The organism is Bartonella clarridgeiae ATCC 51734 (assembly GCF_000518185.1).
Classification (GTDB): Bacteria; Pseudomonadota; Alphaproteobacteria; order Rhizobiales; family Rhizobiaceae; genus Bartonella; species Bartonella clarridgeiae.
Window position 1 is genome coordinate 1 of sequence record NZ_JADC01000010.1, and the last position, 15863, is coordinate 15863.

General features: G+C 35.1%; 12 protein-coding genes. 8 read left to right on the forward strand and 4 right to left on the reverse strand.

All coding sequences use genetic code 11. The annotated features are described in order from the left end of the window. The 3 genes from T420_RS0102285 to uvrA all read right to left on the reverse strand — a co-directional run. On the reverse strand, positions 1–731 hold a 731-nt coding region (locus tag T420_RS0102285; protein ID WP_026501109.1), incomplete at its 3' end, for a glutamine synthetase beta-grasp domain-containing protein. 56 nt (positions 732–787) lie between these two features. After that, on the reverse strand, positions 788–1126 hold the full coding sequence (locus T420_RS0102290) for a P-II family nitrogen regulator (RefSeq protein WP_026501110.1): 339 nt from the start codon (positions 1124–1126) through the stop codon (positions 788–790). A 271-nt stretch (positions 1127–1397) separates the two neighbouring features. After that, complete coding sequence (gene uvrA, locus T420_RS0102295; RefSeq protein ID WP_013544976.1) at positions 1398–4313, reverse strand: excinuclease ABC subunit UvrA; 2916 nt, start codon at positions 4311–4313, stop codon at positions 1398–1400. 219 nt (positions 4314–4532) lie between these two features. On the opposite strand from uvrA, the gene ssb reads away from it, so the two are divergent. The 7 genes from ssb (at position 4533) to T420_RS0102335 (ending at position 13088) form a co-directional block, all read left to right on the forward strand. Beyond that, the gene (ssb, locus tag T420_RS0102300) at positions 4533–5021 is read left to right on the forward strand and encodes a single-stranded DNA-binding protein (RefSeq protein ID WP_013544977.1); all 489 of its coding nucleotides are present in this window, start codon (positions 4533–4535) and stop codon (positions 5019–5021) included. A gap of 425 nt (positions 5022–5446) precedes the next feature. Beyond that, positions 5447–8218, forward strand: coding sequence for a DNA gyrase subunit A (gyrA, locus tag T420_RS0102310; RefSeq protein ID WP_013544979.1), 2772 nt, complete (start codon positions 5447–5449; stop codon positions 8216–8218). 33 nt (positions 8219–8251) lie between these two features. Next, positions 8252–8746, forward strand: a complete 495-nt coding sequence (gene coaD / locus T420_RS0102315; RefSeq protein ID WP_013544980.1) for a pantetheine-phosphate adenylyltransferase — start codon at positions 8252–8254, stop codon at positions 8744–8746. 8 nt (positions 8747–8754) lie between these two features. Next, positions 8755–9345 (forward strand): peptidylprolyl isomerase, encoded by a 591-nt coding sequence (locus T420_RS0102320; protein WP_013544981.1) that lies wholly within the window; start codon positions 8755–8757, stop codon positions 9343–9345. Between the two features lie 24 nt (positions 9346–9369). Next, positions 9370–9882 carry a peptidylprolyl isomerase gene (locus T420_RS0102325; protein ID WP_013544982.1) on the forward strand — a complete coding sequence of 171 codons (513 nt, stop codon included), beginning with the start codon at positions 9370–9372 and terminating at the stop codon, positions 9880–9882. A 436-nt stretch (positions 9883–10318) separates the two neighbouring features. After that, complete coding sequence (tgt, locus tag T420_RS0102330; protein WP_013544983.1) at positions 10319–11437, forward strand: tRNA guanosine(34) transglycosylase Tgt; 1119 nt, start codon at positions 10319–10321, stop codon at positions 11435–11437. Between the two features lie 457 nt (positions 11438–11894). Further along, positions 11895–13088 carry an MFS transporter gene (locus T420_RS0102335; protein ID WP_013544984.1) on the forward strand — a complete coding sequence of 398 codons (1194 nt, stop codon included), beginning with the start codon at positions 11895–11897 and terminating at the stop codon, positions 13086–13088. A gap of 496 nt (positions 13089–13584) precedes the next feature. On the opposite strand, the gene T420_RS0102340 is transcribed toward T420_RS0102335, so the two are convergent. Further along, positions 13585–14799 carry an NADP-dependent isocitrate dehydrogenase gene (locus T420_RS0102340; RefSeq protein ID WP_013544985.1) on the reverse strand — a complete coding sequence of 405 codons (1215 nt, stop codon included), beginning with the start codon at positions 14797–14799 and terminating at the stop codon, positions 13585–13587. A 238-nt stretch (positions 14800–15037) separates the two neighbouring features. On the opposite strand from T420_RS0102340, the gene T420_RS0102350 reads away from it, so the two are divergent. Next, positions 15038–15685, forward strand: a complete 648-nt coding sequence (locus T420_RS0102350) for a hypothetical protein (protein WP_244392219.1) — start codon at positions 15038–15040, stop codon at positions 15683–15685. The last annotated feature ends 178 nt before the right edge of the window (positions 15686–15863 follow it).

Genomic DNA, 15863 nt, shown 5'->3' on the forward strand with positions numbered 1-15863 from the left:
TGCACAGCATATTTAAAAATTTGCATTTTATCAGCTTCACGAACAAGTGTATCAAATCGAATACCCAATTCATGTTGAGCTGCGGCTACTTCATGATGATGTTTTTCAACATGTACGCCCATATCTTTTAGCGCAGTAAGCATTTCAGAACGCATATCTTGGCAAGAATCGATAGGAGGAACAGGAAAATAACCACCTCCCATACGTGGGCGATGACCAAGATTGCCCATTTCATATTCAGTATCATCATTTGATGGATTTTCACTTGAGTCGAGTTTAAAACCTGTATTGTAAGGATCAGTTTTGTAGCGCACGTCATCAAAGATAAAAAATTCTGCTTCTGGTCCTATATAGATTGTATCACCGATTCCTAAAGACTTCATATAAGCTTCAGCTCTTTTAGCAATAGAACGCGGATCTCTACGATAAAACTCTCCAGAAATAGGATCAAGTACATCACATAATATGATCAAAGTCGATTGAGCAAAAAAAGGATCAATATGAGCTGTTTCTGCATCTGGCATCAATACCATATCGGATTCATTGATTGTTTTCCATCCAGCAATTGAAGAACCATCAAACATAACACCATCGGTAAATGTATCTTCGCAAATTTCAGCAATATCCATTGTAACATGATGCAACTTGCCTTTTGGATCAGTAAAACGTAAATCGACAAAGCGTATATCATTATCTATAATTTGTTTAAGAATGTCTGAGGCGGTTGTCATATTCAATTTCCTTATTGGATTGAGGTAAATAGAAAAGATAAAAAACTTTATAGATCTTAAAGGGCATCAATGCCAGTTTCACCAGTCCGGATACGGATAACATCATCGATAGGTAAAACAAATATTTTTCCATCTCCTATATGTTTTGTCTGAGCTGCTTTACGGATTGCTTCAATTGCTTTCTCTAAGATTTCATCGGTAACAACAACTTCAACTTTTACTTTAGGTAAAAAATCAATAACATATTTAGCACCTCGATACAGTTCTGTCTGTTCTTTTTGGCAGCCAAAACCTTTCGCTTCTGTTATTGTGATACCTTGTAAACCAATTCCTTGAAGCGCTTCTTTTACTTCATCAAGCTTGAAAGGTTTTATGATGGCTTCAATTTTTTTCATACTCAAAATTATCTCCAACGATTTTATTTTATAAAATTTATATACCATATTTATGATAACGAGACGTGCCTGAAAGTAATTTCTTCACGAAAAAATAAAAAATAGTGCAATTTATATTTTTGTTAGAAAAACTGTATTGCATCATACAATGTAGCGCTATTTACTTTATAGGATAAAAAATATAAAATTTATAAAGAGTAATAATGGTATAAATTAAGGCATTATTTTTTTATTAGTGTTTTATTAAGCATTTGATAATTTTGTGACCTATTTAAGATTTTAGATTGTGCAAAGGTCGACGTAGTAAGAGCTCTTTTAGAAACTTTCCAGTATAAGAACAAGGGACATTAATGATTTCTTCAGGGCGACCAACAGCAACAATTTCACCACCATTATCTCCACCCTCTGGTCCTAGATCAATAATCCAGTCAGCTGTTTTTATGACTTCGAGATTATGTTCAATAACTGCAACTGTATTGCCTTGCTCGACGAGTTCATGGAGTACTTCAAGAAGTTTGGAAATATCGTGAAAATGTAAACCGGTTGTTGGTTCATCTAAGATGTAAAGTGTACGACCAGTTGTTTTGCGTGAAAGTTCTTTAGCAAGTTTTACGCGCTGGGCTTCACCACCAGAAAGTGTTGTAGCTTGTTGCCCGATTTTAATATAACCAAGACCGGCTTTAACAAGGATTCCTATTTTTTTATGAATAGTAGGGATAGCTTGGAAAAATTCTTCTGCTTTTTCGACTGTCATATCAAGTATATCAGCAATGGATTTTCCTTTAAATTTCACTTCAAGTGTTTCTCTATTATAGCGCTTCCCTTGGCATACGTCGCAAGTAACATAGACATCAGGTAAAAAATGCATTTCGATTTTGATAACACCATCTCCTTGACATGCTTCACAACGTCCTCCTTTAACATTGAATGAGAAACGTCCAGCTTGATAACCGCGAGCTTTTGATTCTGGGAGTTCTGCAAACCAGTCGCGAATCTGAGTAAAAATCCCAGTATAAGTTGCTGGATTAGAGCGTGGGGTACGTCCAATAGGTGATTGGTTAATATCAATTACCTTATCAAGAAATTCTAATCCTTCAATTTTATCATAGCTTGCTGGGGTTTGATGGCTTCCCATGATATGACGTGATGCGGCTTTGAAGATGGTTTCAATAAGAAATGTTGATTTTCCTCCGCCTGAAACGCCAGTTATGCAAGTAAAAGTTCCGAGAGGAATGCTAGCACTAATATTTTTCAGATTATTACCTCTGGCACCGATTACTTTAAGTATTTTTGATTCTGATATTTTACGTCGTTGAGCCGGAAAACTAACAGTCATTTTTCCTGAGAGATATTGACCTGTTAGTGAAGAGGGATTGTTCATAATTTCTTGTGGTGATCCTTGAGCTATGATTTTTCCACCATGAACGCCTGCAGCAGGGCCAATATCAACAACATAGTCTGCAGTGAGAATAGAATCTTCATCATGCTCAACAACGATAATTGTATTTCCAAGATCACGTAGATGACATAGCGTCTTTAAAAGGCGTTCATTATCACGTTGGTGTAAACCAATGGATGGTTCATCTAACACGTATAGAACACCTGTGAGACCAGAGCCAATCTGTGATGCTAAGCGAATACGCTGACTTTCTCCACCTGAAAGTGTGCTTGAATTTCGAGATAAGGTAAGATATTCGAGTCCCACACGGTTCAGAAATGCTAAGCGCTCACAGATTTCTTTTAAAATCCGTGTTGATATATTACGCTGTTTTTCATTGAGATATTGATGGATGTTTGAAAACCAATCACTTGCTTTTAAAATGGACAGTTCTGATATCTGTCCAATGTGCATTCCGTGAATTTTTATAGCGAGTGCTTCTGGTTTTAGACGGTAACCATTGCAGGCTGGGCAAGGCGAAGAAGACATATAAGGTTCAATTTCTTCATGAAAATGTGTAAAATCTGTTTCTTTCCATCGTCGCTCCATATTCGGAATAACACCTTCAAAAGCTTTTTTTGTAGTGTAAGATTGTGCACCATCTTTATAGAAAAAGGAAATCTCTTTTGTTTTTGTTCCGTATAAGATAGCGTGTTGTGCTTCATTTGAAAGCGTATACCATTTGTCTGTGAGTTTAAACTTATAAACTTTGCCCAATGCCTCTAAAGTTTGATGATAATAAGGTGAAGATGATTTGGACCAAGGAGCAATAGCTCCAGCTTTTAAAGTAAGATTTTCATTTGGTATGATTCTTACTGGATCAATTACTTTTTTTATACCAAGTCCACCACAAGCAGGACAAGCACCAAAAGGATTGTTGAATGAAAACAAACGTGGTTCAATTTCAGGAATTGAGAATCCAGATATAGGACAAGAAAATTTTTCTGAAAAAATGAGTCGTTTGTGCGTTTCATTTGTTGATTTATTGACAGATTCCTTTGCGGTTTCATTTTCTGTTAAAGGCTGATCTGTCATTTCAGCAATTACAAGCCCATCTGATAATTGTAAGCAGGTTTCTATACTGTCAGCTAGCCGAGAATTGATATCATTACGCACGATAATGCGGTCTACTACTATATCTATATCATGTTTATATTTTTTATTAAGAGGAGGTATATCAGCTATTTCATAGAATTTTCCATCAATTTTTGCACGTTGAAATCCTTTTTTTAAAAGTTCTGCTAATTCTTTTTTATATTCACCTTTTCTTCCTCTAACTAAAGGTGCCATAATAAAAATTCGAGTACCTTCTGGAAGAGACATAATTTGGTCAACTATTTGACTCACTGTTTGACTTTGAATAGGGAGACCCGTAACAGGTGAATAAGGAATACCAATACGAGCAAAAAGCAGGCGCATATAATCGTAGATTTCAGTGATAGTACCAACTGTTGAACGAGGGTTGCGGTTAGTTGTTTTTTGTTCAATAGAGATAGCAGGGGAAAGGCCATCTATTTGGTCAATGTCTGGTTTGTGCATCATTTCCAGAAACTGGCGTGCATAAGCGGAAAGGCTTTCAACATAACGACGTTGGCCTTCGGCATAAATTGTATCAAAAGCTAAAGATGATTTTCCTGAACCGGAGAGTCCCGTTATGACGATAAGTTTATCACGAGGGAGGTCAAGATCAATATTTTTGAGGTTATGTTCACGTGCGCCGCGAATAGAGATATATTTTTGAGGAGACATGTTAATCCTTGGCGTATATGACAAAAATTGAGTACTGAATGTGAAATAAGACTATTTCTTTTAAATTACAATGTGTTCAATCACTGTGAAGGGAGAATACAAGTTTTGGTAAATAGATAAAGAAGATAGCAGCTTTTTATTTTTTATGATGAAATAAACTATACGCTGTTGTTAGCTTTTGCTATAATGTGAATGGTTTAAAATTGTGGAGTTTATACAATGGCTGGGAGCCTTAATAAAGTTATTTTAATTGGTAATCTTGGTGCGGACCCTGAAATCCGCCGTTTGAATTCTGGTGATCAAGTAGCAAATTTACGTATTGCTACTTCAGAGAGCTGGCGTGATCGCAATACAAATGAACGTAAAGAGCGTACAGAATGGCACAATATCGTTATTTTTAATGAAAATCTGATTAAAGTTGTTGAGCAATATTTAAAAAAAGGGAGTAAAATTTATATTGAGGGTCAGTTGCAGACACGCAAATGGCAAGATCAAAGTGGTAATGATCGTTATACGACAGAGATTGTTTTACAAAGATACCGTGGTGAATTACAAATGCTTAATAGCCGTGAAATAGGAAGTGGAGAGCAAATATCTAGTGTAAATCAGTCAGGTGGTGGTTTCGATCAGAGAGATAATTTTGACCAGAAGAACAATCAATTAGAAGGGAATTTTTCACACCAACTGGATGATGATATTCCTTTTTGATAATCTTTATAAAAATGTTATTGTGATTATTAGCATTGTTCAAAGAGAGGGATTCAAAGAGAGGGATAATGAGATTCACCTTCTAAATAGTAGTATAATTAGCTTATTGTAGATGAAATGATTATAAGTGCTATTTTATTATTATGATGATGAATGATATTATAATTGGTCATGAAAATATTTGTTTGTTTTTCATTAAGATGATAGTTAAAGTGATGTAAAAGATATATTTGTGTGGTCATTTGTTCTAATTTTAATTTAGGAAAGCACACGCTGTCGTTTCATACACGATTTTTAATAAAAGCAAATAACATATTGAAAATTATCGTTAAATTTTTACTCTATTGTAGAGAGCTGAATTAGCATTTTGCAATTTTTTTCGATATAAAAGATCAAAATGATTCTTTTTTGAAAGTATTGAAGTTGTGACCGATCTTACTACACAATCAGAACATGACGTACTAACCGGTATTGAACCAGTTAGTATTATCGAAGAAATGCAACGCTCTTATCTCGATTATGCGATGAGCGTTATTGTATCGCGTGCATTACCTGATGTACGCGATGGTCTTAAGCCTGTTCATCGACGCATTCTTCATGCGATGAATGAAATGGGTCTTTCTTTTAATAAATCTTATCGTAAGTCGGCAGGTGTTGTTGGTGAAGTTATGGGGAAGTTTCATCCGCATGGTGATGCTTCAATTTATGATGCATTGGTGCGTATGGCACAGGATTTTTCATTACGAAATCCGCTAATTGATGGACAGGGAAATTTTGGTTCTGTTGATGGAGACCCTCCTGCGGCAATGCGTTATACAGAATGTCGTTTAGAAAAAATTGCGGAAGAACTTTTAGCTGATATCGATAAAGAGACAATTGATTTTCAGGATAATTACGATGGACGTGAGCGTGAGCCTGTGGTTTTACCGGCACGTTTTCCTAATCTTTTAGTCAATGGATCGGGCGGGATTGCTGTAGGAATGGCGACCAATATTCCGCCACATAATCTTGGTGAAGTCATTGATGGATGTATTGCTTTAATTGATAATCCTACCATAACGCTTGATGAAATAATTGAAATTATTCCTGGTCCGGATTTTCCTACTGGTGGTATTATTCTTGGTCGTTCAGGTATTCGTTCAGCTTATGAAACGGGACGTGGTTCAATTATTATGCGTGCTAAGGTTGATATTGAAGAAGTTCGCAATAACCGACAGGCGATTATTGTAAGCGAAATACCTTATCAGATTAATAAAGCAACGATGATTGAGAAGATAGCTGAATTGGTGCGTGATAAGCGCATCGAAGGAATCTCTGATCTACGTGATGAATCTGATCGTGATGGGTATCGGGTTGTTATTGAACTTAAGAGGGAAGCAGTTGCGGATATTGTTTTGAATCAACTGTACCATTATACGCCATTACAAACTTCTTTTGGTTGTAATATAGTTGCTTTGAATGGGGGAAAGCCTGAGCAAATGACGTTGCTTGATATGCTTCGTGCTTTTGTTTCTTTTCGCGAAGAGGTGGTAAGTCGGCGAACAAAATATCTTTTGCGTAAGGCACGTGAACGTGCGCATATTTTAGTTGGTCTTGCTATTGCTGTTGCAAATATTGATGAAATTATAGCGTTAATTCGTGAAGCACCTGATCCTCAGACGGCGCGTTTACAGTTAATGGAGCGGCGTTGGTTGGCTGCTGATGTAGCATTTTTAGTTAAGCTTATTGATGATCCTCGTCATATTATCCATGAGAATAACACATATAATTTATCTGAAGAACAAGCTAGAGCTATTCTGGAATTACGTTTACAAAGGCTCACTGCACTTGGACGTGATGAAATTGCTGATGAGTTGAATAAAATTGGGGTGGATATTACAGATTATCTTCATATTTTGGCATCACGTTTACGGATTATGGGTATTGTTAAGGATGAATTAAGCACTCTTCGTGAAGAATTTGCAGCTCCCCGACGCACTATCTTTGGTTTCGGTAATATTGAGATGGACAATGAAGATCTAATTGTGCCCGAGGATATGGTGGTAACGGTTAGCCATAGTGGTTATATTAAACGTGTACCTCTCAATACATATCGTGCTCAGCGTCGTGGAGGTAAAGGGCGTTCTGGTATGTCGACAAAGGACGAGGATTTTGTAACCCGTTTATTTGTGAGTAATACTCATACACCTGTTCTTTTCTTTTCATCACGTGGGATTGTTTATAAAGAAAAAGTTTGGCGTTTACCTATTGGTACACCGCAATCGCGTGGGCGCGCTTTAGTCAATATGCTTCCTTTACAGGAGGGGGAGCGTATAACAACAATTATGCCATTGCCAGAAGATGAAGCAAGTTGGAGTAAATTAGATGTCATGTTTGCAACAACGCGTGGAACAGTACGCCGCAATAAATTATCAGACTTTGTTCAGGTAAATCGTAATGGTAAAATTGCTATGAAACTTGATGAAGAAGGAGATGCAATTCTATCTGTAGAAACTTGTACAGAGCGTGATGACGTTGTTCTGACAACAGCCAATGGACAATGTATTCGTTTCCCAGTTATTGATGTTCGTGTTTTTGCGGGTCGTAATTCGGTAGGGGTACGTGGTATCAATATGGTTGATGGTGATAAGGTTATTTCTATGACTATCTTGGAGCATGTTGAGGCAACATCGGTTGAGCGTTCTGCTTATATTAAACGTGCAATTAATGAGCGACGTGCTGCTGGTGCTGATGCCGAAGATGTTGTAATTGTTGATGAGAATGGAGAGGGAACAGAAACAGAATTGACAGATGAGCGTTATGCAGAGCTTGCTGCTCGTGAGCAAATGCTTTTAACAGTTAGTGAGTTTGGATATGGAAAGCGATCTTCTTCTTATGAATTTCGTATTTCAGGGCGTGGTGGAAAAGGAATTCGTGCAACCGATCCAACTAAAACTGCTGAAATAGGCAAGTTAGTAGCAGCTTTTCCAGTAAAAGCGCAAGATCAAATCATGCTGGTTTCGGATGGAGGACAGCTTATTCGAATTCCCATTGAGGGTATTCGTATAGCTGGTCGCTCTACAAAGGGAGTAACAATTTTCAATACAGCAAAGGGTGAAAAAGTTGTATCGGTTGAGCGTATTTCCGATCCTGAAGATGATGCGAACCAATTAGATGATGATAGTGAAAAACATTCTGGTACGGTTGATGTTAGTTAAAATAAATAACTCTGGAAGTATCGGGAAAAATAGATGACAATTGCTCTTTATGCAGGATCTTTTGATCCTATTACAAATGGTCACCTTGATGTTTTGCGAAGTAGTTTAGTTTTCTCTGATAAAGTAGTGATGGCTATCGGTATGCAAGCTACGAAAAGGCCATTTTTTAGTTTTGAAGAGCGTGTTGCTTTAATTGCAGAAGTAAGAAAAGATTTATTGAATATAAGCTCTGATAGGTTACAAGTTATTTCATTTGATAATCTTCTCATTGATAAAGCACGTGAAATTGGTGCCTCATTTCTCATTCGTGGATTGCGTGATGGTACTGATTTTGATTATGAAATGCAGATAGCAGGAATGAATGAAATGATGGCTCCTGAGTTGCGAACAGTTTTTTTACCAGCAAGTATTGCTAGCCGTATGATAAGTTCCACATTGGTGCGTCAAATTGCCACTATGGGAGGGGATGTTACACCTTTTGTTCCTCAAAACGTAGCACGAGCTTTGTACTTAAAATTTAAATCTTAAAGGGAAGAATGATTGTGTTTTTTAGAATTTTTAATATTTTAACATGTATTTTTTGCTTTTTTTCATTTAATGCTGCTGCAGATGATCATAATATTCTTGTTTTATCTCTTAAAAATGGTGATGTGATTATTCAGCTGCGTCCAGATCTTGCACCAAAACATGTTGCGCAAATTAAGAAATTAACAGAAGAAGGTGCTTATAATAATGTTGTATTTCATCGTGTTATTCCTGGTTTTATGGCACAGACTGGTGATGTGAAATTTGGAAAAAAAGACAGTGTCGATTTTGATCTTAAAAATGTTGGTAAAGGTGGTTCAAACTATTCTAATTTACCAGCAGAGTTTTCAGAACAACCTTTTAAGCGAGGCACTGTCGGTATGGCTCGTTCACAAGATCTAAATTCAGCAAATTCTCAATTTTTCATTTGTTTTGATGATGCTACTTTTTTAAACGGTCAGTATACTGTTGTTGGAGAAGTTGTAAAAGGAATGGAAGTTGTTGATAAAATAAAAAAAGGAACTGCAGATAATAATGGATCTGTAAAAAATCCTGATGTTATTAATGCTGCCTATTTGAAAATTGATAAAAAATATGATTAAAGATAAAAACAAAGGAATAGCACTATGGTCGAGCTTAAAAATCCGGAAAATACTTTAATTCTTGAAACAACAAAAGGAAAAGTAATAATTGAACTTTTCGCTGATTTAGCTCCTGGTCATGTTGTACGTATCAAAGAGCTTGTGCGTGAAGGCGCCTATGATAATGTTGTTTTTCACCGTGTTATTGATGATTTCATGGCTCAAACTGGTGATGTTCAGTTTGGCAAAAAAGATGATGAAAAATTCAATTTATCACGTATTGGTATAGGTGGTTCAGATAAACCCGACTTAAAAGCAGAGTTTTCGAGTCTTCCTCATAAACGTGGTACAGTTTCTATGGCACGTAGCCAGAATCCAAATTCGGCTAATTCGCAATTTTTCATTTGTCTCGCAGATGCTCCTTGGCTTGATCGCCAATATTCCATATGGGGACAAGTGCTTGAAGGTATGGAAAATATTGATAAGATCAAGCGCGGTGAACCTGTTGTGGATCCAGATGCAATTATTAAAGCCACAATTGCTTCAGATATTCAATAATATAGGGATGCTATGCAATATTCTTTTGCATTTTTTTAATGATATGAAGAGCATATGTAAATAATAATATATTTTCATGTATAGAGAGTTTTTAATGTTGAGATTTCAAAATAAAAGATTGAACTAAAGATTTGCTTGTCTATGTGAAAATACATATTTCATAAAATTTTCATTTTTATAATTTTCTAGAAATTTTCGATTAAAAGAAAATACATTGGTTAGCATAATGAAATATTAGATATTTTTTTATTGCAATAAATAATCATTTTAATTTTGTTGATCTTTTAATAGCAGATTTTATTTATTTCCTTTAATTTTTTTGACTAATTTCAGTATTAGTGAATAAAAGCAATCTATAATTTATAACTGCGGTAAAAAGGCAATTGCTTTTATTTTAGTAGTGATATGAGTTTCTGAAATCAAAAAGATAAGAATGATGATAAAAGCATTTCACTATAAAAAAATTTCTCAAGATGGATATGCTCGACAAGGTGAGATTATAACGGGACGAGGACGTATTCGCACACCTGCGTTTATGCCAGTTGGGACGGCTGGAACCATTAAGGCTATGTATATGGACCAGTTGCGTGCTCTTGGGACAGATATTATTTTAGGTAATACTTATCATTTAATGTTACGACCAGGAGCTGAGCGTGTTGCACGTTTAGGAGGGTTACATGAATTTGCCCGTTGGCCTGAACCTATTTTAACGGATTCTGGTGGTTTTCAGGTTATGTCTCTTTCAGGGATATGTAAGATTACGGAACAGGGCGTGATTTTCCGCTCTCATATTAATGGGGCGCATTATGAAATGAGCCCAGAGCGTTCTATCGAAATCCAAGGGCTTCTTGATTCTGATATTCAAATGCAGCTTGATCAGTGTATTGCATTACCGACATCTGAGAGAGAAATGGAAGCTGCTATGGAACTTTCATTGCGTTGGGCACAGCGTTGTAAAAAAGTTTTTGGTGATCAACCAGAAAAAGCAATGTTTGGTATTGTTCAAGGTGGAGATAATATGAAATTGCGTGAACGCTCTGCTCAAGCATTGAAAGAAATGGATTTGAAAGGCTATGCCATTGGAGGGCTTGCGGTCGGTGAACCTCAGGATGTTATGACAACAGTATTAGATGTTACTTGTTCAATTTTGCCGCAAGATAAGCCACGCTATCTTATGGGGGTAGGAACGCCAGATGATATCTTAAAAAGTGTAGCTCGAGGGGTAGATATGTTTGATTGTGTTATGCCAACGCGTGCAGGCCGTCATGGCTTAGCTTTTACTCGTTTTGGTAAAATTAATTTGCGAAATGCACGTTATGCAGAAGATCCGAATCCTCTTGATCCACAATCACCTTGCTCTGCTGCACGAGATTATAGTTGTGCTTATTTGCATCATTTAGTTAAATCTGGTGAATCTCTTGGAGGTATGTTATTGACTTGGAATAACCTTTTTTATTATCAACAGCTAATGCAGGGTGTCCGTGACGCTATTAAAGCAGGGCGTTACGCTGACTTTTGTGCTGATGTTGCAACATTGTGGATGCAAGGAAGATAAGATAATTAGTAAAGAAAACTGTGCTAATAAAGTAAAGCGTTAAGATAGCTTTTTCAGTAAATGCAAAACTGCGCTATCTTAAAGGTAGCTAGTATGCGTATATTTATTTCTCTTTTATATGCAATATTGAACAAAAATTATTGCTCCGGTACGCACTACCTGATCCGGAGAGAAGCAGTTTATTTTCTGTTTCTGGTAACTATCTAAATCAACAATGTTAATTCTAAGTTAGTAAATCCTTAAAGAAGTATGGAAATATCTTTTTAAGATGTTTTGTGTTTATTTTTGTAAAATATCATAAAAGTAAAACATGTAAATTGTATATCTTTTATTTTAGAAATTACTTTTGATATTAAAAGCGTATTATTTCCTGGTTTTACAGCACATTTAATAGAATATAATAGAATTCAGTATATAAAAATAATAAGATGAAAATTTTCTATGGATAAAATTTTTGATGTCTTTCAGAATTGATTTTAAAATCCAGCATTTGGGCATTTTAGCTCTTGCAGTAGGAAGTTTTGCTATTGGTACTGCTGAGTTTGTTGCAATGGGGTTGCAACCGGAGATGGCGCATAGCTCACATGTTAGTATTTCCACAGCGGGACAATATATTTCTTCTTATGCTTTAGGAGTTGTGCTTGGAGCGCCTATTTTAGCTGTTGTAACAGCTAAGCTGTCATATAAGGCTGTTTTAATAGGATTGATGTTTTGTTATGCTTTGGCGAATATTGCTAGCACATTTTTTTCTGACTTTAACGTATTGGTGATATTGCGATTTATCAGCGGTTTTCCACATGGTATTTATTTCGGTATTGCGACTGTGGTTGCATCTTCAATGGTAGAAAAAAATGAACGCTCAAAAGCTGTTGGTAGTGTTATGCTTGGTTTGACAGTTGCAACAGTTATTGGAGCACCAAGTGCAACTTGGATCGGTCAATTTATTGGTTGGCAAATTGCATTTCTTCTTGTAGGTGCTATTTCTTTGGTGTGTTGTTTTCTTATTTGGAAATTTTTACCTTCTGTTTCTAACATTGCAAAAACAAGCATTTTTAATGAATTAAGTGCATTAAAGAAAAAGGAAGTGTGGTTCCTATTGGCTATGGTTTCGATTGGTGCATCAGGATTATTTTCTGTTTTTACTTATATTAAGTCCACATTGCTTTGTGTTTCTAATGTTTCTCTTAAGTGGGTACCATTTATTATGCCATTGATGGGATTGGGAATGGTTGTGGGTAATATTTTAGGGCCTAAATTTGCAATTAAGATTGGTTCTTCAGCAACGATATTTTTTGCTATGCTTTGGAGTGCATTGGTTTTTTTTCTTTTTTTCTTTTTATCATATACTCCACTAACAGCAGCATTAGGATGTTTTCTTATTGGGACTTCTTTTGCATCTATGCCCTCTATACAAGCAAAAATCATTGATGTTGCTATGCCTGCACAGATGTTGGGCAGTGCTTTAATGCAGTCCGCTTTTAATATTGCCAATGCTCTTGGAGCAGAATTTGGAGCGTGTATTTTGAAATTAGGATATAGTTATGAATATACAGCTATTCTTGGAGGTATTTTAACTTTGTGTGGATTATTGATTTTTTGTTTTTTATGGTACATGGAAAAATATAATCAACATTTTTCTGATGATCTGTAAAGTAGAGAGTTTTTTGAAGCTATTTTGTTTTTTTTATTCAATTTTTTCAATGTTTAAAATCTAATTAGAAATACATTGAGCCGTAAAAATAGTCAAAAACAATAAGTGATAAAGTATTTATTATCAAGTTATTAATAAATGCTATAAAGAGTTTTTATTTAAAAATCATCTTTAAGTATTTCTTCAAAATTAATAATGTATCAAAATTATTGATGATTTTTTCTAATTCGATGTTTAACACCATTGAAAATAATTGAACGAAAGTGTTGGATTTACTAGCATGTAGAGTATTTTATAATATTCACGTTCGTAGATACAACCTTGCTATCAATGACAACTTCAATAGAAAATAATACTACACAGATAATAACAGTATCTTTATATAAAAATACAGGGATTTTTATTAGAATGAATCATAAAAACGTTTATTCTTAAAGGATTCATATAAAAAACTCAAACCTTTCTATATTTAGAGGGCTTTGAGTTTGAAATGATATTAGTGAGTCATTTCTTTTTTTAGATTTTCATCAATTTTATCAAGAAATCCTGTTGTAGATAACCATTTTTTTTCGGGACCGATTAAAATAGCGAGATCTTTTGTCATAAAACCTTCTTCAACAGTGTTAATACAAACTCTTTCCAATGTAGTGGCAAAATTTTTTAATTTTTCATTATTATCAAGTTTGGCACGATGCGCTAGCCCACGTGTCCAAGCAAAAATCGAAGCAATAGAATTTGTTGATGTTTCTTCATTTTTTTGATGCTGACGGTAATGGCGAGTTACTGTACCATGTGCAGCTTCTGCTTCAACAGTTTTACCATCTGGTGTCATGAGAACAGAAGTCATCAGACCAAGAGAACCAAATCCTTGAGCAACGATATCTGATTGAACATCACCGTCATAATTTTTACATGCCCAAACATAACCACCTGACCATTTAAGTGCAGAAGCTACCATGTCATCGATGAGACGATGCTCATAATATAATTTACGATTTTCAAATTCGACTTTAAATTCTGCGTCAAATATTTCCTGAAAGATATCTTTAAAACGACCATCATAGGCTTTCAAAATAGTATTCTTTGTCGAAAGATAAACAGGAACATTACGTTGAAGTCCATAATGAAAGGATGCACGGGCAAAATCACGGATTGATTCATCAAGATTATACATTGCCATCGCAACTCCTGCACTTGGAGCATTAAAAACATCATGCTCGATAACCTGACCATCGTCGCTAACAAACTTAATACTTAATTTTCCTTTACTTGGAAATTTGAAATCAGTTGCTTTATATTGATCGCCAAAAGCATGACGTCCGACAATAATTGGTTTTGTCCAACCTGGAACGAGACGTGGAATATTTTTGCAGATAATAGGCTCACGAAAAATAACACCCCCTAAAATATTGCGAATTGTGCCATTTGGTGATTTCCACATTTTTGTTAAGTTGAATTCTTTAACGCGTGCTTCATCAGGAGTAATGGTTGCACATTTCACACCAACCCCATATTGTTTGATAGCATTAGCAGAATCAATAGTTATTTGATCATTGGTTGCTTCTCTATTTTCAATGGAAAGATCATAATATTTAAGATCAATATCGAGATAGGGATGAATGAGCTTATCTTTAATATATCTCCAGATAATACGAGTCATTTCATCGCCGTCGATTTCAACAATGGGATTTGTCACTTTAATCTTTGCCATTAGGAGTCCCTTTTTTATTTAAATAATATTTTCCTATAGCATTTTCAGACTCATGATGGAAATTAAAAAAAAATAGTAGAAGAATATTAAATTTCAATTAAGGAAAAGCTCTTTGCGTATATAACTAGGTTTTTATTTTAAATGTTTGTTCTTTTAATTCTTCGTTTTCATTTTGAAATTTTTTTTATCTGTGTTATGTTAATCACAATATAGAGTATTATTGGGGTGCTCCACTTGAATGGGGGGAAGGATGATTTCTATTGACTCATTTCGATTAAATCCAAGAATTGATGCATACCAAAACCATAGCTCACATAAAAAAAATTTCACTGAAATACTTCAGCATACTGTTCATGTGCCATCTGTGCACATTAGTAGTAAAAGTATTATTCATTCGGATTTGCATGGTACATTATCATATCTTCAAGAGTTTGCTGATAATAAGGATCGATTTACAACAGTCTTACCTTCTTTAATTGATGGTAGTCATTCTATTGCTTCATGGGGAAGTTTGATTGAAGTTGATGCTTCACAATTTCAAGGTTATGATGGTGTTCCAAATGATCGTTTTCAGGTTTATGTTCCCTTGATAATGCATGATAATCAATTGAAAGATTTTGTGTATTATTTAGCAAAAAAAGGGAAACTATTTGGCGGACCACAGGCTTTGTTTAAAGCTCTAGAAAATAATGCTGTTGAAATATATAACCAATCAGATGTAGAAAATCTTATTGGAAAATCAGTTGATTGGAAACAAGGTAATATGTTTGGTACAATGTGGGATCGTCGTATGATTGATGAGCAATCAATCCAACAATTTCAACAAGAAGGTAAGCAAATATTTACTGGAGCTATAGGATCTATTCGTTTTTCTATTGTTTATTAAATATCATCAGTAGATTATATGATTTTTAAGGATATTAGTTTTTTTGTATGAATAAGTAAAAAGATTTTTCTAATAATATTCAATTTTTTGAATTGAAGAGACACAATTTATTTATATCAAGTTCTTTGTTTATTAAATGATAAAAACTCACAAGATAACTGAGAGAGTGCATTAGCAA